The sequence below is a fragment of the Streptomyces tendae genome (assembly GCF_014650435.1).
GTDB classification, from domain to species: Bacteria; Actinomycetota; Actinomycetes; order Streptomycetales; family Streptomycetaceae; genus Streptomyces; species Streptomyces tendae.
In genome coordinates this window covers 705,976-725,790 of sequence record NZ_BMUY01000001.1, presented here as the reverse complement: position 1 = coordinate 725,790, position 19,815 = coordinate 705,976, and the positions used below count along the sequence as shown (strand labels likewise).

The following is a 19,815-nucleotide window of genomic DNA, read 5'->3' as shown; positions in this document are numbered from 1 at the left end:
TTCCTCGTGAGTGACCGGCACGGCAAACGCCTCGGTCCCGTGCGGCGCCGATCGGGGCGATCAGGCCGTACGGGACCGAGGCGGCGCGGGTGCGGGCCGCTCTTACTGGTTCTGCGGCGGCAGCGCGGCGACGAAGGGGTGGTCGCGCTCGATCAGCCCCAGCTTGCTGGCCCCGCCCGGCGAACCGAGCTCGTCGAAGAACTCGACGTTCGCCTTGTAGTAGTCCTTCCACTCCTCGGGAGTGTCGTCCTCGTAGAAGATCGCCTCGACCGGGCAGACCGGCTCACAGGCACCACAGTCGACGCATTCGTCCGGGTGGATGTACAAGGACCGCTGGCCCTCGTAGATGCAGTCGACCGGGCACTCCTCGATGCACGCCTTGTCCTTCACGTCGACACAAGGCTGCGCGATGACGTAGGTCACGCTGTCGTTCCTCCTCGATAGGGCGCTGGCGGGCCTCCTCAGGCTCCGCCGCCTGGCGCGCGGGAGCGCGGCGTCGTCGATGCCCGCCCCTAGTATCTCCGTTCTTGGGCATGATCCGAACAGGAGGGGTGGACAGACCCGTGGAAATCTCTGCCGCCGGGCGGCTCGATGTCCGTATCACCACTGCTGACGTGGGCAAACGAGTCTCCGTACGGCGCTTGAGCGAAGCTGGTGTCGCAGGTGAGAAGTTCACCGACACGGTCGGTGTTCTCACAACATGGACCGACGGTGTGCTGCTGATCACACGAAAGAGTGGCGAATCCGTCCGTGTCGCGGAGTCAGCCCTGGTCGCCGGAAAGGTCGTGCCGGCCGCACCCGCCCGCCGTCGGGGTCCCGCCGCGTCCTACGAGGAGCTGGCGCGGGTCACCGCGCGGGCCTGGCCCCCCGTCGAGGACGAGTGGCTCGGCGCGTGGCGGCTGCGGGCGGCCGGGGGCTTCACCCGGCGGGCCAACTCCGTGCTGCCGCTCGGCGATCCGGGGCTGCCGCTGGACGAGGCGCTGACGGCCGTGCGCCGCTGGTACGGCGAGCGCGGGCTGCCCGCGTACGTCCAGACCGCCACCGGCGCGGAGGGCACGCAGGAGTTGCTGTGCGCGGAGCTGGAGCGGCGGGGCTGGGTCCGTGAGGTGACGGCGGAGGTGTGGACCGGCCCGCTCGCGCCGGTCGCCGATCTGGCCGAGGGCACGGGTGTGGCCCTGTCCCGGGAGGCGGACGAGGCATGGCTGGCCCGGTACCAGCGCAAGGGCGTGAGCGACGTGGCCCTGCGGGTACTGGGAGCGGGGCCGTCGGTGTGGTTCGCGACGGTGCCCGGCGCGGACGCGACCGGCGCCCCGGCGGCGATCGGCCGGTGTGTCGTGGACGGGCGCTGGGCCTCCTTCGCGGCCGTCGAGGTCGACCCCGCGCAGCGGCGCCGGGGGCTCGCGACCGCCGTGATGGCCGCGCTGGCCCGGCGGGCGCTCGAGGAGGGCGCGTCGGCGGCGTGGCTGCAGGTGGAGACGGACAACACGGGGGCCCGGGCGCTGTACGCCGGGATGGGTTTCGCGTTGCACCACGCCTACCACCACTACCGGGAGCCCGGGGACGCCGGGACGGACCGGTGAGCCGTTGCCGTGAGTTCGCTGGCGCATCGCCGTGTCTCGCTGTGACTCGCCGTGACTCACTGTGACATCGCTGGGACATCACTGTGAAAGGGCACGATCCGGCCATGCGTCATCCTCGTCCACCCCGGCCCCCGTCGCCGGAACGTTCGGCCGAACTGCGGCGGCGGTTCGCCGAAGAGGCCCGGTCCGAGCGGCCCGATCTGGCCACCCTGTGCCTGCTGGTGGGTGCGGAGGCGGACGGGACGCTGGACGAGGCGGGGCTGGACGCCGCGCAGGTGGAACTGGACCGGCTGGCCGGGCAGCTGCCGTTCCGGCCGGGTACGCCGCGGGCCTGGGCGGTGGCGCTGCGGGACCTGCTGGGCGAGCGGTACGGGTTCCACGGGGTCGCGGCCGACTACCAGCGGCTGGAGTCGTCGCTGCTGCACGAGGTACTGCGACGGCGGCGCGGGCTGCCGATCCTGCTGTCGGTGGTGTGGCTGGAGGTGGCCCGGCGGGCGGGGGCGCCGGTGTACGGGGTCGCGCTGCCGGGGCACTTCGTGGTCGGGCTCGGTACGGAGTCGGGGCAGGAGTCCGGGTCGCTGTCCGGGTCGCTGGAGGAGCGGGTGCTCGTCGACCCGTTCGACGGGGGTCGGGTGCTGAGCGGGCAGGACGCTGAGGTGCTGGTCGCGGGGGCGACGGGGGCGGAGCTGCGGGCGTCGATGCTGGAGCCCGCGGCGCCGCTGGACGTCGTGGCCCGGGTGCTGAACAACATCCGGGCGTGGGCGGCCAGGCGGCCGGAGCAGTCGGCGGTGGGTCTGTGGGCGATCGATCTGGCGCTGCTGTTGCCTGCGCATGCGGCGCGGTTGCGGTACGAGCGGGCGCGGTTGCTGGTGCAGCGGGGGGAGTTCGCGGCGGGGGCCGGGGAGTTGGAGGCGTATGCGGAGGTGGTGGGGGCGGTGGATCAGGCCGTCGCGGAGGAGGTGCGGGGGGAGGCTCGGGCGGCTCGGGCGATGTTGAACTGAGCGTCGGGGGGTGCGAGCCGGGGGTGGGGTCGCTTGCCCGCTGCTCACAGGGTGCCGCCTGCGCCCACCCTCCCCCACTCTCGGCTTCGCTCGAGTGGGGCCCCCATCGCCCCAGCGGCACGGCTGCCCGCAGGTGGGGGTTTTTTACAACCAGCCCTTGTTTCTTGCCACCTGGACCGCCTCCGCGCGGTTCCTCACCGCCAGTTTCTGGATGGCCGTGGAGAGGTAGTTGCGGACCGTGCCCTGGGAGAGGTGGAGGGCCGTGGCCAGTTCGGCGTTGGTGGAGCCGTCGGCGGCGGCGCGGAGGATCTCGCGTTCGCGGTCGGTGAGGGGGTTGGCGCCGTCGGCGAGGGCCGCCGCGGCCAGGGTCGGGTCGATGACCCGCTCGCCCGCCAGCACCCTGCGCACCGCGTCGGCGAGCTGGGCGGCCGGGGCGTCCTTGACCAGGAAGGCGTCGGCGCCGGACTCCATGGCGCTGCGCAGGTAGCCGGGGCGGCCGAAGGTGGTGAGGACGACCAGCTTCACGGCCGGCAGTTCCCGGTGGAGCAGGGCCGCCGCCTCGATACCGGTCGCGCCGGGCATCTCGATGTCCAGCAGGGCCACGTCCACACCGTGCGCACGGGCGGCGTCCAGTACCTCGTCGCCGCGCGCCACTTGGGCGACGACCTCGATGTCCTCCTCCAGGCCGAGCAGGGCGGCCAGTGCCTCGCGGACCATCGCCTGGTCCTCCGCCAGCAGGACCTTGATCGTGCGGCTCATGCCCCGGATCCTACGTCGGCGGGCGCGGCCGCCGGGACGCGTGCGACCAGCCTGAATCCACGGTGGGACCCGCCCGCCTCCAGTGTGCCGCCCGCCTTCGCCAGGCGTTCGGCGAGCCCGGTGAGGCCGTTGCCCGGGGCGGCCGCGGCGGTGGGGCGGCCGGAGCCGTTGTCCTGAACCGACAGCTCGAGCACCGCGCCGTCCAGCGTCTGGCGGCCCAGCAGCTCCACCACGCAGCGCCGGGCGCCGCTGTGCCGTACGACGTTGGTGACCGCCTCGCGCAGCGCCCAGGCCAGCGCCGTCTCGGACTCCTCGGGGACGTCGGTCAGGTCCGGTTCGGCGGGCAGCTCGGCGACCACCCCGGCGGCCGTCAACGCGACCTTGGCGCCCGCCAGTTCGGTGGTGAGGCGGGCGCGGCGGTAGCCGGTGACGGCCTCACGGACGTCGACGAGGGCCTGGCGGCTGACCTGTTCGATGTCGGCGACCTGCTGGGCGGCCTTGTCGGGGTGGGCGGGGAGCATGCGGCCCGCCAGCTCGCTCTTCAGGGTGATCAGGGAGAGCGAGTGGCCGAGCAGGTCGTGCAGGTCGCGGGCGAGGCGCAGCCGTTCCTCGTTGGCGGCGAGCTGGGCGACGGTGGCGCGGGCCTCGCGCAGCGCGATGGTGGTCCGGATCAGTTCCCGCACGCCGGTCATGGCGAAGCCGCCGAGCAGCGCCGGGAGCAGCAGTGCGGCGATGAAGGAGGTCCCGTCCGGCACCGCGAGCGCGACGAGGGTCAGCAGCGCCGAGGCACCCGGGATCGTCCAGCGGGCCAGCCGCAGCGGCAGGGCGGCACCGGAGGCGATCGCGACGTACACGAAGAGCACCAGCCACTCGCGGCCCAGGGTGAGGGCGAGGAGCGTGGACTGGGCCGCGAGGACGGCGAGGGAGCCGAGGACGAGGTTGGTCCGGTCGCCGCGGCCGGTGCGGAAGAGCAGCAGCATGTACCAGACCACGAAGGCCACCAGGCCGGTCCAGCCGAGGATCCGGACGCCCACGGCGTGAGAGCCGTGCAGCAGGTCGCTGACGGGGGCACTCAGATAGGCCAGCCAGATGGCCGTCCACATGACCTTGACGGTCTTCTGCCTGCGATTCTCCGGGCGCTGCCCGATGCCGACGCCGCTCACGCCTTCAGCGTGTCCTTCCGGTACAGCCAGGCCGCGCCGCCCGCGAAGAGCACGAAGGAGACGGCGAGGACGGCGAGATCCTGTGCGTGCGGGGCGTGACTCTGTTCGATCGACTGCCCGAGGGCAGCGTACGCGTGCGTGGGCAGCCACTCGGCGATGTCCCTCAGCCACCGCGGGAAGGTGGTGGTGGGCATCCACAGGCCGCCGAGCATGGAGAGGCCGAAGTAGACGATCATCGTGATCGGGCGGACCGCGTCCCCGGTCGCCAGGTAGCCGATGGCCACGCCGAGCGCGGCGAAGACCAGGCTGCCGGCCCAGATGGCGCCGGTGAGGGCGAGCCACTGCCAGGCGTGCAGGCGTACGTCCTTCACAGTCGCGGCGACGACGAAGACGACGACGACGGAGGGCAGGCTGACGACGGCGGCGCTCGCGGTCTTGGCGAGGACGTAGCCGCGGCCCGGGAGGGTGGTCAGCCGCAGTTGCCGCACCCAGCCGTTCTCCCGCTCCTTGGCGATGCGTTCGCTGTTGCCCATCAGTACGGCGGTCAGGGCGCCGAAGGAGGCCATGGAGACCATGAAGAAGGTCGGCAGGGTCAGTCCGGTGCCGTCGACCTCGCTGGTGCCGTCGGCGCTGCCCGCGATCAGCAGAAACAGGGCCGAGGGGTAGATCACCGAGAAGAACAGGAATTTGCGGTTGCGCAGGGCTCGGGTGAGTTCGAGCCGGATCAGGCTGTTCACGGCTGCCTGGCCTCCTCGGCGGCGGTGAGGGCGACGAAGGCCTGCTCGAGTCCGAGGCCGGCGACTTCGAGGTTGCGGGGGTGCAGGCCGAGCCCGTACAGGGCGTGCACGGTGGCGTCGGCGTCGGCGGACTGGATGCGCACGGTCCGGCGGGAGCCCGCGGCGGAGCCGCCGTCGGACAGCGTGAGAGAGGTCAGGTGGGGCAGCGCGCGCAGCGACGCCTCGTCGACGGTCCCGTCCGGGCCGCCGTCCAGATCGAAGGAGATCCGGCGGGCGCCGGCCCTGGCCTTGATCTCGGCGGCGGTGCCGTCGGCCAGCAGCCGGCCCCGGTGCAGGACGAGCACCCGGTCGGCGATGGCGTCGGCCTCCTCCAGGTAGTGCGTGGCGAACAGCACCGTGCGGCCCTGGTCGGCCTGTTCGCGCATGGTGGCCCAGAACGCCTGGCGGGCGGTCACGTCCATGCCGGTGGTCGGCTCGTCCAGGACGATCAGGTCACTGTCGCCGGCGGTCGCGAGTGCGAAGCGAACCCTCTGGGCCTGACCGCCGGACAGCTTGTCGACCCTGCGGTCGGCGATCTTCGTGAGTCCGGCGCGGGCCAGCACCTCGGCGGCCGGGTGGGCCCTGGGGTGCAGTGCGCAGGCCAGCCGGACGAGTTCGGCGACCGTGACCTCGTCCATCAGGCCGCCGCTCTGCAGCATGGCACCGACCCGTCCGGCGACGATGGCCTCGCGCGGTTCGGTGCCGAGGACGCGAACGGTGCCGGTGTCGGGGCGCCTCAGGCCGAGCAGCAGGTCGAGCGTGGTCGACTTGCCCGCCCCGTTCGGTCCCAGCAGGGCCACGGTCTGTCCGGGGTGCAGGTCGAGCGTCAGTCCGTCGACGGCGCGGACGTCGCCGTACCTCTTGGTCACCTGGTCGAAGCCGACCACCGTTGTCCTCGTCATGGCCCCATGGTGGCCGCGGCGGGCGGTCGTCCGGCAGTGTCGGCGGTCCCGGGTGCCGGATGACAGATGTCATGCGGCACCCGGCCGCCTACGCCGCGAGAGGCGCCCGGCGAGTGCCGGACGCCCCTCTCTTCGGTGCCCGCGTCAGCTGGGGTTGGTGTCGATGACGGCGACCCGGTTGGTCTTGCTCTTCAGTGCCTGGCGCATGGCGCCGTAGACGTCCTGGGGGGTGACGGCGGTCTTCTCACCGTTGGCCCGGGTGATGAGCACACCGTCGAAGGTCTGGCCGTAGAGCTCCTTGAGGGCGTTGAGGTCGGGCTTGTCGACGAGCTTGCCGTCGACGGCCGTGACCCTGAGGAACTTCCACAGCGACTTCTCGGGGCTCATCGGGATGGAGTGGGCCGGGTCCGTCTGCACGGTCACGCGGTCCGACATGGCCGGCTCGGCGAACTCCGTCAGCATCCGGTCGACCTCGGCCTTGGAGACCGTGGGCTGCTTGGTGGTCGTCGGCACGTTCACCGCGGTGGCGGTGCCGGTCTCCACCTGGGCGCGGTACGCGGCCTGCACGGCCTCGGTGGACTTGGCCACGTCTATGCCCTTGCCGGCCTTGCCGTAGACGGGGACGGCCTTGCCCGACTCGAACTTGATGCTGCCCTCGGTCACCGAACCGGCCCCGCCCGCGGCGTTCTCCAGGGCCGCGTGCAGCTTCTCCTCGTCGACGGGCATGACCGGGTCGACGACCCGCTTCTGGCCGAAGAGCGAGCCGATCACGGACATCGGGTTGTAGTCGCTCGTCGCCGCGTCGCTGGCCGTGGCCTGGGTGTCGAGCTGGAGCCCCGCCTGGTCCGGCTTCAGGGAGACGGTGTCGCCGCCCACCGTGAGCTTGAGCGGCTTTGCCGCACGCTCGCCCAGGGCCTTGTCCAGCTTCTCGACGGCGTCGTCGCGGGTGCCGCCGCCGATGTCGACGCCGAGCACGGTGGTGCCCTTCGGCACGTCGGAGCGGTTCATCAGCAGGCCGGCGCCGTAGGTGACACCGGCGACGACGACCAGGCCGCCGACCAGCAGCGGGAGCTTGCCGCGCTTCTTCTTGGCGGGCTTGGCGGGGCTCGCCGGCGGTGCGGAGACCGGCTCGGGCAGCTTGGGCGGGGTGTGCAGCGGTCCGTCGCCGCACCCGGGCGGGAACGGTGCGGTGCGCTCGCCCGGTACGACGGGGATGCCGCTGGTGACGGTGTTGCCGGAGATGTTGTCCGGGTTGCCCATGCCGGGGGGCACCGGCCGCTGCGGGGTGAGGATCGCGGTGTCGTCGCTGAGCCCGCCGCCGGGGCCGGGGCGTCCGGCGTCCGGGCCCGCGCCGGGACCCGGGCCCGCCGGCCCGCCAGGCCCAGCGAGGCTCCCCGGGCCGCGCAGGCCGTTCGGTGCGGGCTCGCGCTGCCCGGCCGGCGCTCCGGGGCGGCCGCCCGGCATCCCCAGGTCGCCGAGGTCGCCGACCGGGGGCGGCGACAGCCGGCTGTCGCCGGTGGCCGGACCGGTCGTCGGGCCCGTGGGACCCTGGGGCCCGTTGCCGTACGGGGACTGCCCGTTCAGGCCGTTCTGCTGGCCGCCGGGGGCACCGGGGCCGGGGTCGCCCTGCCCCTCCCCCGCGAAGTACGGCAGGTCGTCGCGGCGCGGCCCGGTACCGGCGTCGGTGCCCGGCCGGGCGCCGTTGCCGTTGCCGCTGCCGTTGCCGTTGCCGTTGCCGCCCAGGGGACCGGCCGCCAGCGCCTCGGTCACGTCGAAGGAACCGGTGCCGCCACCGTGGCCGGGCGCCACCGGCCCGCCGGTCGCACCGGAGCGGGCGGCGCCGCCCGCGGGTCCGGGCCGGGAACCGCCGGGCGCGCTCATGGAGCCCACGACGCCACCGGGACGGCCACTCCCGCCGCCCGGCCGCGCACCGGCGCCCGAAGCACCCGCACCCGTCGTACCCGCCCCGCGTCCGCCCTGCGTGCCCGGTCCGGCGGGTGCCGCCGAACCGCCCGGCAGACCGGCACCGTTGGTGGAGCCGCCACCCGGAGTGCCCTTGCCCGGACCCGACTTGCGTGGCGCGAACCAGTCGCTGGTCGGCTTCTCCTCGGCGGGCGGCGCGGTCTCGGCGGGAGCCTCGGGGGCGGCGGCCGCGGGCGCGGCGGCGCTCGGCGCCGGCGCGGGCCGCTCGCCCGTCGTCTCCGTGTCGTCGGCGGCGTCCGCGCTGTCCGCAGCGTCCGCGACGGGCTTGCGCACGACGACCGGCGGAATGGGCCGCGACCCGGGGATGTTGATCCGGATCCGGGTCGTCAGCGTCGTCTCGGTCTTGCGCTCCTCCGGTCGCGCGGCCGAACGGCCCGCGTCCGCACCGGCGTCGGAAGCCGTGGGTGTCCCGTAGGGCGGGGTGCCCGACGGGTATGCGGCTCCGCCGCGCCCGTGGGGCCCGGAGGACGAACTGTCAGTTTCACGACTCAAGGCAGGTTCTCCCGGTTGGCTCCGCCGCCCGTCACGCCTTCAGCGGGCGGCTCGGCGGCGCGCACCACCATACTGGCCACTTCTCGCGCGTATCCCGTGACCGCCGGGGAAACCCACACGGGACTCGCACGCCCGCGGCACGGCGAAGCGGTACGTCACTTGCGAAGTCGGGCGGAGCCGCCGTCCGGTTGCCGCACCGGCGCGAGGGTGGCGCAGATCACAGCAACGGCGATCCCGCCGAGCAGAAAGAGATAGGAGCCGGCACCGGCGGCGAAGAGGAAGTCGCCCTCCGGTCGGCTGGTGGTGAGCAGCACCACGGCGAGCGCCCAGCCGAGGGCGGGCGCGACGGCCCCGCCGCGGCGCCCCACGGCGCGGCCCGCACCGAGGCACAGCCCGGCCTCGGCGGCCAGCGCGAGGAGCAGTCCGCCGGGGAACCAGGCCGGCTGCAGCAGCGCGCCGGCGACGCCCAGGACGGCGCCGAGTACGAAGAGACCGACGTACAGGGCGGCCCGGCCGAGCGAGGGCGGGCGCAGCGGCTGTGCGAGGGCTGAGCTCGCGGGCTCGTTGCGGCCGCTCACGAGGCCGCCCCGCTCTCCTGGGCCGCGGTGATCCCGGCGAACAGGTCGCTCTCGCGCCCGTCGCCGCCGCCCCGCTCGCCGCGCACCAGTTCGTAGTGCTCGGTGGCCAGGAGGGGCTGGGCGAGGTCGTTGGAGAGGACGAAGTAGGGTTCGGCGACCGTGATCTGGGTGGCGTGCGCGCGCATCGCGGCGGCCTTGGCGGCGGCGTACGCGGTGCCCTCGCCATCGATCTCGGTGGTGATCCGCTCGTCGTCGACGACGCCCGGTACGTCCTCGACGCCGGCCGCCTTCTCGAACGGCAGGCCCGGCAGGTCGTCCCGGAGCCGGGCGAAGGCGTCCTCCACGTGGGTGCGCGGCACGCGGTTCCAGTAGACCTTGTCGACGGGGCACCCGGCCTCGGCCGCCAGCTCGACCGCGCGCATGGCGATGCGGTGGGCCTGGACGTGGTCGGGGTGGCCGTAGCCGCCGTTCGGGTCGTAGGTGACGAGCACCTGGGGGCGCACCTCGCGGATCACGTCGACGAGCAGGTCCGCGGCCGTGTCGACGTCCGCCTGCCACAGGCAGCCGGGGTCGTCGTTGTCGGACAGCCCCATCATCCCGGAGTCGGCGAACCGCCCCGGCCCGCCGAGCAGCCGGAAGTCCTCGACGCCGAGCGCGCGCATGGCGGCCGCCAGCTCACCCCTGCGGTGCCCGCCGAGGGCGGCTCCGGAGAGGTGGGCGAGCGCGGGCGGAATGACCTCGCCCCGCTCACCGAGGGTGCAGGTCACCAGCGTCACGTGCGCGCCCTCGGCCGCGTAGCGGGCCATGGTGACGCCGTTGTTGATCGACTCGTCGTCCGGGTGCGCGTGCACCAGCAGCAGACGCCGGCCGGGGAGTACCTTCATGGGGTCCACCCTATGAGGCCCGGCTCGTACTGGCGCCCGAGGCCCGGGGCCGCTTCGCCACCGGCACGGTCAGAAGTTGATGTCGCTGATCATCCCCGCGATGTTGGTCGTCAGATCAGTGATCGTGGGAGCGATCGTCGAGGAGGCCAGGTAGAAGCCGAGGAGCATGCACACGATCGCATGTCCCGCCTTCAGACCTGATTTCTTGACCAGCAGGAAGACGATGATCGCCAGCAGCACAACCGCCGAAATCGAGAGTGCCACGGCGGCTCACCTCCAATGGGCCCAGGGACATGGGGGTCGGTCGCGGTCAAAGCTCGGAGCAGATAAATCCACGCGGCGGGCACCTGGTTGATACCCACTATGCGCTAGTGATCATAACTATCCGTGCGCGCGCATCTCTCGGCGCACGGCCGCACAAGGGGGCGCATGGCCAATATGGTCAAGGCATGACGACCGAGTCCGACTCCTTCCCCAAACGGCACGCCCGCACCCAGCGGTTCACGCTCGGCGCGCCGCGTTCGTTCACCGTGGCACCCGATGGTTCACGGGTCGCCTTCCTGCGCTCCGGTACCGGTACGGACCGGGCGAATTCCCTGTGGGTCCTGGACGTCGAGGAGGGCGGGGAGCGCATCGCCGCCGACCCTCGCACCCTGCTGGGCGGCACCGAGGAGCGTCTGTCGCCCGAGGAACGGGCCCGGCGCGAGCGCAGCCGCGAGGGCGGCGCCGGGATCGTCGGCTACGCCACCGACTCGGCGGTCGAGCTCGCCTCCTTCGCCTTGTCGGGGCGGCTCTTCGCGGCCGAGCTGCGGGTCGGCACCGCGCGCGAACTGCCCACCCCCGGGCCGGTGATCGACCCGCGCCCCTCCCCCGACGGCCGGCACGTCGCCTACGTCGCCCAGGGCGCCCTGCGGGTCGTCGGCGCCGAGGGTGACGGGGACAGGGCGCTGGCCGAGGCGGACGGCGAGGGCGTCACGTACGGGCTCGCCGAGTTCGTGGCGGCCGAGGAGATGGCGCGCAGCCGGGGCTTCTGGTGGAGCCCGGAGTCCGACCGGTTGCTGGTCGCCCGCGTGGACGACACGCCGGTCCAGCGCTGGTGGATCTCCGACCCGGCCCACCCCGGACGTGATCCACAACACGTTCCGTACCCGGCGGCGGGCACCGCCAACGCGGACGTACGGCTGTTCCTCGTCGGCCTGGACGGGGGGCGCACGGAGGTCCTCTGGGACCGGGCGCGGTATCCGTATCTGGCGCGAGTGCACTGGTCAGCGGCGGGTGCACCGCTGATCCTCGTACAGGCGCGCGACCAGCGCAGCCAGCTGTTCCTGGCGGTGGACACCGAGTCGGGAACGACCCGGATGGTGCACGCCGACGAAGATCCAATTTGGCTGGAACTCTTCCCCGGGGTGCCCTGTTGGAGCCCTTCGGGCCACCTCGTGCGGATCGCCGACGAGGGTGGGGCGCGGGTGCTCGCGGTGGGCGAACGGCCGCTCACCGGCGCCCAGTTGCACCTGCGGGCGGTGCTGGACGTCGGGGCCGACGACGTGCTGGTCTCCGCCTCGGCGGGCGAGGAGGCGGCCGAGGCGGAGACCGGCGAGGTGCACGTCTACCGGGTGAACGAACTGGGTGTGGAGCGCCTGTCGCAGGAGCCGGGCGTCCACTCGGCGGTGCGCTCGGGAGGCGTGACCGTGCTCGTCTCCGCGACGCTCGACCGGCCGGGAGCCCGAGTACAGGTACTGCGGGACGGGAAGCCCGCGGCGACCATCGCCTCGTACGCGGAAGACCCCGGTTTGTCCCCGCGCGTGACGCTCACCCAAGGGGGCGCACGACGTGTCCCGTGCGCCGTGCTTATGCCATCGGACTACCACGGTGACACCCCCCTCCCCGTCCTCCTGGACCCCTACGGTGGCCCGCACGGCCAGCGCGTCGTGGCCGCGCACAACGCCCACCTCACCTCCCAGTGGTTCGCGGACCAGGGGTTCGCGGTGGTCGTCGCGGACGGGCGGGGCACTCCGGGGCGCTCCCCGGCCTGGGAGAAGGCCGTCAAGGACGACGTGGCCGCCGTCGTGCTCCAGGACCAGGTGGACACACTGCACGCGCTGGCAGCCGACTTCCCGCTGGACCTGAACCGCGTCGCCATCCGGGGCTGGTCCTTCGGCGGCTACCTGGCCGCGCTGGCCGCGCTGCGCCGGCCGGACGTCTTCCACGCCGCCGTCGTGGGCGCCCCGGTCACCGACCTCAGGCTCTACGACACCCACTACCAGGAGCGGTACCTCGGCCACCCCGGCGAGCAGCCGGACGTCTACCGGCGCAACTCGGTGATCGACGACGCCGGACTGGTCGACGCCGCCGAGCCGCACCGGCCGATGATGGTCATCCACGGTCTCGCGGACGACAACGTGGTGGTCGCCCACTCGCTGCGCCTGTCCTCGGCCCTGCTGGCGGCCGGCCGCCCGCACGAGGTGCTGCCCCTGTCCGGCGTCACGCACATGACCCCGCAGGAGTCGATCGCCGAGAACCTGCTGCTGCTCCAGGTGGACTTCCTCAAGCGGTCGCTGCCCGCCCCGTCCTGACGGCCGCGCATCCCGGCCCGTTCCGCGTCACCCGTGTGCCAACGCCTTTGACACGCGGGTAACTTCACCGAAGCCGCCAGGACACACGGCCGCGCGAGGCTGATCCGCGTACGGCCGTGCGGGTGCCGTAAGCGGGCCGGGGACCATGTCACCCCGGCCCGCTGCCCCCGCCCCTGCCCTCCCCCTCGCCTTCGCCCTCGCCTTCCGGCGGCACCACCTGCTTCTCCTCCGCGAAGTGGCACGCGGAGTCGTGGGCCGCTGGCCCGGAGACCGAGCGGAACTCGGCGGGGACGGCCAGCGCCGGCACCTCCAGCGCGCAGCGCTCCCGCGCCTTCCAGCAGCGGGTGCGGAAGCGGCAGCCGGAGGGGATGTTTGTCGGGGACGGGACGTCGCCGGACAGGATGATCCGCTCGCGGTGCTCCCGGGCCTCCGGGTCGGGCACCGGCACGGCGGACAGCAGCGCCTGGGTGTAGGGGTGGGTCGGGTGGTCGTAGATCTCGGCGTCGCGGCCGGTCTCCACGATGCGGCCGAGGTACATGACGCCGACCCGGTCCGAGATGTGCCGGACGATCGACAGGTCGTGCGCGATGAAGATGTAGGAGAGGTCGAACTCGTCCTGGAGGCGGCCCATCAGGTTGATCACCTGGGCCTGCACGGAGACGTCGAGTGCGGAGACCGGCTCGTCGGCGACGATGATCTCGGGGCGCAGTGCCAGACCGCGCGCGATGCCGATGCGCTGGCGCTGGCCGCCGGAGAACTGGTGGGGGTAGCGGTTGATGTACTCCGGGTTCAGGCCGACCACGTCCAGCAGCTCCTGGACCCGTCGCCGCCGGTCGCCCTTCGGGGCCACCTCGGGGTGGATGTCATACGCCTCGCCGATGATGTCGCCCACGGTCATGCGGGGGTTGAGGGAGGTGTAGGGGTCCTGGAAGACCATCTGGATGTTGCGGCGTACGGTCTTCAGCGCGCGGCCCGAGAGGCGGGTGATGTCCTCGCCCTTGTAGCGGATCTCCCCCGCCGTCGGCTTCTCCAGGTTGACCAGCATCTTGGCGACCGTGGACTTGCCGCAGCCGGACTCGCCGACGATGCCGAGGGTCTCGCCGCGGGCCAGTTCGAAGTCCACGCCGTCGACGGCCTTGACCGCGCCGACCTGCTTCTTGAAGAGGATGCCGGAGGTCAGCGGGTAGTGCTTGACCAGGCCGCGGACTTCGAGGATGGGCTCCGTGGTCTCAGCCATGCAGGCACTCCCTCCAGAAGTGGCAGGCGCTGCCCCGCTCGGCGTCGGACTCCGTGACGTCGTACAGGGGCGGTACGTCGGTGCGGCAGACGTCCTGGGCCATCGGGCAGCGGGGGTGGAAGGCGCAGCCGGGCGGGATCCTGGTGAGGTTGGGCGGCAGGCCCTTGATGGCGTAGAGCTCCTGGCCCTTCTGGTCGAGACGCGGGATGGACTCCAGCAGGCCGCGGGTGTACGGGTGGGCCGGGGCCTTGTAGATGTCGTGGACCGGGGCCGTCTCCACGATCCGGCCCGCGTACATCACCGCGATCTTGTCGGCGACGTCGGCGACCACGCCGAGGTCGTGGGTGATGAGGATCAGGCCCATGTGCAGCTCGCGCTGCAGTTCCGCGAGCAGGTCCATGACCTGGGCCTGGACGGTGACGTCGAGGGCGGTGGTCGGCTCGTCGGCGATGATCAGCTTGGGTTCCAGGGCCATCGCCATCGCGATCATGATGCGCTGGCGCATGCCGCCGGAGAACTGGTGCGGATACTGCTTCACCCGCTCCTTCGCGGCCGGGATGCGGACCCGGTCCATCAGCTCGACGGCCTTGGCGCGGGCGTCCTTGCGGGACATGCCGCGGTGCACGGTGAACATCTCGCCGAGCTGGTCGCCCACGGTCAGGACGGGGTTGAGCGAGGACAGCGCGTCCTGGAAGATCATCGCCATCTCGGCGCCCCGGACCTTCCGGCGTTCGTCCTCCTTGAGCTTCAGCAGGTCCCGGCCCTCGAAGAGGATCTCCCCCGCGGTGATCCGGCCGGGCGGGACGTCGAGGATGCCCATGATCGTCTGGGCGGTGACGGACTTGCCGGAGCCGGACTCGCCGAGCACCGCGAGGGTCTCGCCCGCGTCCACGCCGTAGTCGACGCCGTTGACGGCCTTGGCGACACCGTCGCGGGTGTGGAACTCCACGTGCAGGTCGCGCACTTCGAGCAGCATGCGACGGCTCACCTCAGCTTCGGGTCGAGGGCGTCGCGCACCGCGTCGCCGAGCATGATGAACGCGAGGACGGTGATGGCGAGCGCCCCGGACGGCCACAGCAGCGCGTGCGGGGCGTTGCGCACGTAGGGGGCGGCGGAGGAGATGTCGATGCCCCAGGAGACGCTGGGCGGCTTCAGACCGACGCCGAGGAAGGACAGGGTCGCCTCCAGGGAGATGTAGGTGCCGAGCGCGATGGTCGCCACGACGATGACCGGGGCGACGGCGTTGGGCGCGATGTGCCGCAGCAGGAGCCGGGAGTTGGAGGCACCGAGCGCGCGGGCCGCCTGGACGTAGTCGTTCTGCTTGGCGGTGATGACGGAGCCGCGGGCGATGCGGGAGATCTGCGGCCAGCCGAGCAGCACGATGAAGCCGATGACCGGCCAGATGGTGTTGCTGGTGATGACGGAGAGCAGCACGAGGCCGCCCAGGACGACCGGGATGGCGAAGAAGACGTCGGTGATCCGGGACAGGATCGCGTCCCCGCCGCCGCCGAAGAACCCGGCGAGCCCGCCGAGCACGCTGCCGAGGACGGCGACGCCGAGCGTGGCCAGGATGCCGACCGCGACCGAGGTGCGGGCGCCGTAGACGGTCCGGGTGTAGACGTCGCAGCCCTGGCCGTTGAAGCCGAAGGGGTGACCGGCCTGGGAGCCTTCCTGGGCCTTGGCCAGGTCGCACTTGAGGGGGCTGCCGGAGGCGATCAGGGACGGCCACAGGGAGATGACGATCAGGAAGAGGATCACCAGCGCCGAGATGATGAAGACGGGGTTGCGGCGCAGGTCGTGCCAGGCGTCGGACCACAGGCTGCGGGGCTTGTCCCGCGGGTCGGCGCCGTCCGGTCCGGGCGGCTGTTCCAGCGTGATCGCCTCGCTGGCGCCGAGGTCCATGGTGCCGCCCATGCCGGTGCCGGCGATGGCGCGTTCGGGCTCGTAGGGCTCCTGGTCAGGCATAGCGGATCCTCGGGTCGAGTACGGCGTACAGGAGGTCGACGACGAGGTTGGCGACGAGGAAGACGAGGACCAGGACGGTGACGAAGCCGACCACGGTCTGGGTGTTCTGGCGCAGGATGCCCTGGTAGAGCTGGTAGCCGACGCCGTGGATGTTGAAGATCCGCTCGGTGACGATGGCGCCGCCCATCAGCGCCCCGATGTCGGTGCCGATGAAGGTGACGACGGGGATGAGGGAGTTGCGCAGCAGGTGCCGGGTGATGACCCGGTGCCGGGGCAGGCCCTTGGCGATGGCGGTGCGGACGTAGTCGGAGCGCCGGTTCTCGGCGATGGAGGTGCGGGTCAGCCGGGTGACGTAGGCCAGCGAGACCGAGGCGAGGACCAGGCCGGGGACGATCAGCTCGCCGAAGGCAGCCTCGGAGGAGACGGCCGGGTCGATCCAGCCCCACTTGACGCCGAGCAGCAGCTGGAGCAGCAGGCCGGTGACGAAGGTGGGCACGGAGATGACGACGAGGGTCAGCAGCAGTACCCCGGTGTCGACGGGGCGGCCGCGGCGCAGGCCGGTGACGACGCCGAGGATGATGCCGACGACGATCTCGAAGAGGATGGCGACGATGGTGAGCCGGATGGTGACCGGGAACGCCGTCCCCATCAGCTCCGTGACCGGCTGGCCGTTGAAGGCAGTGCCGAAGTCGCCGGTGAAGACGTTGCCCATGTAGGTGGCGTACTGCTGCCACACGGGCTGGTCGAGGCCGAACTCGTGCCGCAGCTGCGCCGCCGTCGCCGGGTCGCACTCCCGGTCGCCGCACAGGCCCGCGATGGGGTCGCCCATCACGTTGACCATCAGGAAGATCAGCAGCGTGGCCCCGATGAAGACCGGGATCATCTGGAGCAGCCGCCGGACGACATAGCGTCCCATGGCGCCCCCTCAGCCGACCTTGATCTCGTTGTAGACCGGGACGCTGAACGGGTTGAGCTCCACGTTGGAGAGCCGGTCCGAGTAGCCCGCGCTGCCGTTCTGGTACCAGAGCGGGATGGCGGCCATGTTGTCGCGGACGACCTCCTCGGCCTGCTGGAAGGTCTTGACGGCCTCGGCGGTGTCGGTCTGGCCGTTGGCCTTGTCGACGAGCCCGTCGAACTCCTCGTTGGACCACTTGCCGTCGTTGGAGGAGGCGTTGGTGTAGTAGAGCGGCTGGAGGAAGTTCTGGATGAGCGGGTAGTCCATCTGCCAGCCGGCGCGGAAGGGGCCGCTCATCTTCTTGTCGGTGATCTGGTTGCGGAAGTCGGCGAAGGTGCCGACCGGGTTCCCGGCGCAGGCGCGGTCGTTGTCCAGGGCGTTGTTGATGGAGTTGCAGACCGCGTCGACCCACTGCTTGTGGGAGCCGGTGTCGGCGTTGTAGGTGATCTTGACCTGGCCGCCGGGGAGTCCGCCGCCTTCCTTGACCAGCTTCTTGGCCTCCTCGGCGTTGTACTCGCAGGCGTCCCCGCACAGGCCCGGCTTGTAGCCGCCTTCCTCGCCGAGGACCGGCGAGGTCCAGTCGGTGGCCGGGGTGCGGGTGTTCTGGAAGATCGTGTCGGTGATCTGCTTGCGGTCGATCGCCATGGACAGGCCCTTGCGGACCTTCTCCGAGCCGGACTTGTTCCAGTCGTTGTCGTAGAACGGGAAGGCGAGGGTCTGGATGATGCCGGCCGGGGTGTTGATGTACCGGTCGCCGAGGTCGTTCTTGACGTTCTTCAGCTGGGAGGCCGGGACGTCGTCGACGAGGTCGAGGTTGCCCGCGATCAGGTCGGTGTAGGCGGTGTTGTTGTCGGTGTAGACCTTGAGGTCCACGCCGCCGTTCTGCGCCTTGTCGTCCCCCGGGTAGTCGTCCCACTTGCGCAGGGACATCTGGGAGCCGCGGGTGTAGTTGTCGACCTGGTAGGGGCCGTTGCCGACCGGCTTCTTCAGCCAGGCGTCGTGGTCGTCGAAGAACGCCTTGGGCAGCGGCGCGAAGGCGGCGTAGCCGAGGGTGTCGGGGAAGCTGGAGAACTTCTGGTTGAGCTTGATGGTGAAGGTGCGCGGGCCGGTCACCTTCAGCCCGGAGAGCGTGTCGGCGCTCTGCGAGCCGCTTTCGGGGTGCACCTTGTCGTAGCCGTCGATGTACGCGAAGAAGTACGCGTTGCGCTGGTTGTTCTTCAGGCTCGCGCCGTAGTTCCAGGCGTCCACGAAGGACTGCGCGGTGACCTTCTCGCCGTTGCTGAAGGTCCAGCCGTCCTTGACGGTGACGGTGAAGTTCTGCGAGTCGGAGGTGTCGATCTTCTCGGCGAGCATGTTCTTGGCCTCGCCGGTCTTGGGGTCGTACTTCTTCAGCCCTCGGAAGATCATGTCGAGGACCTTGCCGCCCTGCACCTCGTTGGTGTTGGCCGGCTCCAGCGGGTTCTGGGGGTCGCCCCAGGAGGAGCTGAGCACGCCGCCGCTGCCGCCGCCGCTGCCTCCGTCCCCGCCCCCGCCCCCGCAGGCCGTCGCCGCGAGGACTACCGCCGCCGCGCAAGCGGCCCATTTGGCGTGCTCGGCTCCGCGCATGGAGTGCCTCCTCGTGCCCTGACTCGTCCGCCGGTCCGTTCCGATCCAGCTTCGAAGGGCGTACTCGGGGGCGCACACCCGTCCGGTCCATACGGGTTGCCGGTGTCCTCCGGACGGGTGCGGGAGGTGTGGCGGCATGCGGAAGGGCGACGGCGGGAGTCCTGCTCCCGCCGCCGCCCTTTTCCGGCCGCCTTCGTGTGCCGGTCAGCCCTTGGAGACCGCCGCGCCGCCGTCGGCGTCGTCCTCCATCGCCTTCAGGCCCGGGTCCATGACGATGTCCTCGGCCCTGGCCTCGGTGGAGCCCTCCTCCGGGAAGTGGCAGGCCGTCAGGTGGCCCTCGCGGTTCCCGGAGAGCTGCACCAGCGGCGGCTCCTCGGTGGCGCACTTGTCCTGCGCCTTCCAGCACCGGGTGCGGAACCGGCAGCCGGAGGGCGGCGAGATCGGCGAGGGCACGTCGCCCTCCAGCCGGATCCGCTCGCGCTTGTCGGCGTCGAGGTCCGCCTCGGGCACGGCCGACAGCAGGGCGTGCGTGTACGGGTGCCGGGGGCGGTTGTAGAGCGAGTCGCGGTCCGCGATCTCCACGATCTTGCCCAGGTACATCACCGCGACGCGCTGCGAGAAGTGCCGCACGATCGCCAGGTCGTGAGCGATGAAGACGAACGCGATGCCCATCTCCCGCTGCACTTCCTGCAGCAGGTTCACCACCTGGGCCTGGATCGACACGTCGAGGGCCGAGACCGGCTCGTCGGCGACGATGAGCTTCGGCTGCAGCGCGACGGCGCGCGCCACACCGATGCGCTGCCGCTGGCCGCCGGAGAACTCGTGCGGGAAGCGGTTGTAGTGCTCCGGGTTGAGACCGACGATCTCCAGGAGCTCCCGGACGCGCTTCTCCCGGCCGCCGGGCGGGTTGATCCCGTTGATCTCCATCGGGCCCGAGATGATCGTGCCGACGGTCTGCCGCGGGTTCAGCGACGCGTACGGGTCCTGGAAGATCATCTGGATCTCGGACCGGATGGGCGCCAGCTCCCGCCGGTTGGCCCGGGTGATGTCCTTGCCCCGGTACTCGATCGTGCCCTGGGTCGGCTCGTACAGGCGGGTCAGCAGCCGGCCGGTGGTCGACTTGCCGCAGCCGGACTCGCCGACGAGGCCGAGGCTCTCGCCCGGGTGGACCTCGAAGTCGACGCCGTCGACGGCCTTGACGTGGCCGACGGTGCGCTTGATCGGGAAGCCGCCCTTGATCGGGAAGTGCTTCGACAGGCCGCTGACCTTGAGAAGCGGTGCGGTGTCGCCGTCCCGCTGCTGCGGGAAGTCGTCGGCCACCACTGTGGTGGTCTTGCTGTTGTCGCTCATGGTGATGCCCCA

18 protein-coding genes are annotated in these 19,815 nt (G+C 71.8%); 3 read left to right on the top strand and 15 right to left on the bottom strand.

Annotation, left to right across the window (positions count from 1 at the left end; all coding sequences use genetic code 11):
• Positions 1-102 precede the first annotated feature (102 nt).
• Positions 103-423: a ferredoxin gene (gene fdxA / locus IE258_RS03360; RefSeq protein WP_003973842.1), complete on the bottom strand. Its 321-nt coding sequence runs from the start codon at positions 421-423 to the stop codon at positions 103-105.
• A gap of 140 nt (positions 424-563) precedes the next feature.
• Here fdxA and IE258_RS03355 point away from each other — a divergent pair, with 140 nt between their 5' ends.
• On the top strand, positions 564-1,580 hold the full coding sequence (locus tag IE258_RS03355; RefSeq protein WP_189738702.1) for a GNAT family N-acetyltransferase: 1,017 nt from the start codon (positions 564-566) through the stop codon (positions 1,578-1,580).
• 104 nt (positions 1,581-1,684) lie between these two features.
• Complete coding sequence (locus tag IE258_RS03350) at positions 1,685-2,581, top strand: transglutaminase-like and tetratricopeptide repeat-containing protein (RefSeq protein WP_189738699.1); 897 nt, start codon at positions 1,685-1,687, stop codon at positions 2,579-2,581.
• Between the two features lie 144 nt (positions 2,582-2,725).
• On the opposite strand, the gene IE258_RS03345 is transcribed toward IE258_RS03350, so the two are convergent.
• The 8 genes from IE258_RS03345 to IE258_RS03310 form a co-directional block, all read right to left on the bottom strand.
• Positions 2,726-3,340 (bottom strand): response regulator transcription factor, encoded by a 615-nt coding sequence (locus tag IE258_RS03345; protein ID WP_189738696.1) that lies wholly within the window; start codon positions 3,338-3,340, stop codon positions 2,726-2,728.
• Positions 3,337-4,503: a sensor histidine kinase gene (locus tag IE258_RS03340; RefSeq protein ID WP_189738693.1), complete on the bottom strand. Its 1,167-nt coding sequence runs from the start codon at positions 4,501-4,503 to the stop codon at positions 3,337-3,339. Before IE258_RS03340 ends, IE258_RS03345 begins: the two co-directional genes overlap by 4 nt.
• A complete protein-coding gene (locus tag IE258_RS03335; RefSeq protein ID WP_189738689.1) occupies positions 4,500-5,240 on the bottom strand; it encodes an ABC transporter permease in 741 nt (246 codons plus the stop codon). The genes IE258_RS03340 and IE258_RS03335 overlap by 4 nt, the downstream gene beginning before the upstream one ends.
• Entirely contained in the window at positions 5,237-6,181 is a 945-nt protein-coding gene (locus IE258_RS03330) for an ABC transporter ATP-binding protein (RefSeq protein WP_189738686.1), read from the bottom strand. The genes IE258_RS03335 and IE258_RS03330 overlap by 4 nt, the downstream gene beginning before the upstream one ends.
• A gap of 144 nt (positions 6,182-6,325) precedes the next feature.
• Positions 6,326-8,656 carry a hypothetical protein gene (locus IE258_RS03325; protein WP_189738683.1) on the bottom strand — a complete coding sequence of 777 codons (2,331 nt, stop codon included), beginning with the start codon at positions 8,654-8,656 and terminating at the stop codon, positions 6,326-6,328.
• A 155-nt stretch (positions 8,657-8,811) separates the two neighbouring features.
• The gene (locus tag IE258_RS03320) at positions 8,812-9,234 is read right to left on the bottom strand and encodes a DUF6113 family protein (protein ID WP_189738680.1); all 423 of its coding nucleotides are present in this window, start codon (positions 9,232-9,234) and stop codon (positions 8,812-8,814) included.
• The gene (gene mshB / locus IE258_RS03315; RefSeq protein ID WP_189738677.1) at positions 9,231-10,118 is read right to left on the bottom strand and encodes an N-acetyl-1-D-myo-inositol-2-amino-2-deoxy-alpha-D-glucopyranoside deacetylase; all 888 of its coding nucleotides are present in this window, start codon (positions 10,116-10,118) and stop codon (positions 9,231-9,233) included. The genes IE258_RS03320 and mshB overlap by 4 nt, the downstream gene beginning before the upstream one ends.
• A 69-nt stretch (positions 10,119-10,187) precedes the next feature.
• The gene (locus tag IE258_RS03310) at positions 10,188-10,382 is read right to left on the bottom strand and encodes a DUF2304 family protein (RefSeq protein WP_087807392.1); all 195 of its coding nucleotides are present in this window, start codon (positions 10,380-10,382) and stop codon (positions 10,188-10,190) included.
• A 185-nt stretch (positions 10,383-10,567) separates the two neighbouring features.
• Here IE258_RS03310 and IE258_RS03305 point away from each other — a divergent pair, with 185 nt between their 5' ends.
• A complete protein-coding gene (locus IE258_RS03305; RefSeq protein ID WP_189738674.1) occupies positions 10,568-12,691 on the top strand; it encodes a S9 family peptidase in 2,124 nt (707 codons plus the stop codon).
• 148 nt (positions 12,692-12,839) lie between these two features.
• Here IE258_RS03305 and IE258_RS03300 read toward each other — a convergent pair whose 3' ends face one another.
• The 6 genes from IE258_RS03300 to IE258_RS03275 form a co-directional block, all read right to left on the bottom strand.
• Positions 12,840-13,928: an ABC transporter ATP-binding protein gene (locus IE258_RS03300; RefSeq protein ID WP_189738671.1), complete on the bottom strand. Its 1,089-nt coding sequence runs from the start codon at positions 13,926-13,928 to the stop codon at positions 12,840-12,842.
• Entirely contained in the window at positions 13,921-14,904 is a 984-nt protein-coding gene (locus IE258_RS03295; protein ID WP_127892956.1) for an ABC transporter ATP-binding protein, read from the bottom strand. Before IE258_RS03295 ends, IE258_RS03300 begins: the two co-directional genes overlap by 8 nt.
• A gap of 8 nt (positions 14,905-14,912) precedes the next feature.
• The gene (locus IE258_RS03290; RefSeq protein ID WP_189738668.1) at positions 14,913-15,893 is read right to left on the bottom strand and encodes an ABC transporter permease; all 981 of its coding nucleotides are present in this window, start codon (positions 15,891-15,893) and stop codon (positions 14,913-14,915) included.
• Positions 15,886-16,809: an ABC transporter permease gene (locus tag IE258_RS03285; RefSeq protein WP_087789635.1), complete on the bottom strand. Its 924-nt coding sequence runs from the start codon at positions 16,807-16,809 to the stop codon at positions 15,886-15,888. The genes IE258_RS03290 and IE258_RS03285 overlap by 8 nt, the downstream gene beginning before the upstream one ends.
• A gap of 9 nt (positions 16,810-16,818) precedes the next feature.
• Positions 16,819-18,453 (bottom strand): peptide ABC transporter substrate-binding protein, encoded by a 1,635-nt coding sequence (locus IE258_RS03280; RefSeq protein ID WP_189738666.1) that lies wholly within the window; start codon positions 18,451-18,453, stop codon positions 16,819-16,821.
• 204 nt (positions 18,454-18,657) lie between these two features.
• Entirely contained in the window at positions 18,658-19,803 is a 1,146-nt protein-coding gene (locus IE258_RS03275; protein ID WP_189738663.1) for an ABC transporter ATP-binding protein, read from the bottom strand.
• Positions 19,804-19,815: the final 12 nt, after the last annotated feature.

What these genes read in the sequence shown, in the direction of transcription:
- IE258_RS03330 (WP_189738686.1), bottom strand. Translation starts at nt 6,181, where the DNA reads ATGACGAGGACAACGGTGGTCGGCTTCGACCAGGTGACCAAGAGGTAC.
- IE258_RS03285 (WP_087789635.1), bottom strand. Translation starts at nt 16,809, where the DNA reads ATGGGACGCTATGTCGTCCGGCGGCTGCTCCAGATGATCCCGGTCTTC.
- IE258_RS03350 (WP_189738699.1), top strand. Translation starts at nt 1,685, where the DNA reads ATGCGTCATCCTCGTCCACCCCGGCCCCCGTCGCCGGAACGTTCGGCC.
- mshB (WP_189738677.1), bottom strand. Translation starts at nt 10,118, where the DNA reads ATGAAGGTACTCCCCGGCCGGCGTCTGCTGCTGGTGCACGCGCACCCG.
- IE258_RS03300 (WP_189738671.1), bottom strand. Translation starts at nt 13,928, where the DNA reads ATGGCTGAGACCACGGAGCCCATCCTCGAAGTCCGCGGCCTGGTCAAG.
- IE258_RS03280 (WP_189738666.1), bottom strand. Translation starts at nt 18,453, where the DNA reads ATGCGCGGAGCCGAGCACGCCAAATGGGCCGCTTGCGCGGCGGCGGTA.
- IE258_RS03345 (WP_189738696.1), bottom strand. Translation starts at nt 3,340, where the DNA reads ATGAGCCGCACGATCAAGGTCCTGCTGGCGGAGGACCAGGCGATGGTC.
- IE258_RS03295 (WP_127892956.1), bottom strand. Translation starts at nt 14,904, where the DNA reads ATGCTGCTCGAAGTGCGCGACCTGCACGTGGAGTTCCACACCCGCGAC.
- IE258_RS03275 (WP_189738663.1), bottom strand. Translation starts at nt 19,803, where the DNA reads ATGAGCGACAACAGCAAGACCACCACAGTGGTGGCCGACGACTTCCCG.
- IE258_RS03305 (WP_189738674.1), top strand. Translation starts at nt 10,568, where the DNA reads ATGACGACCGAGTCCGACTCCTTCCCCAAACGGCACGCCCGCACCCAG.
- IE258_RS03290 (WP_189738668.1), bottom strand. Translation starts at nt 15,893, where the DNA reads ATGCCTGACCAGGAGCCCTACGAGCCCGAACGCGCCATCGCCGGCACC.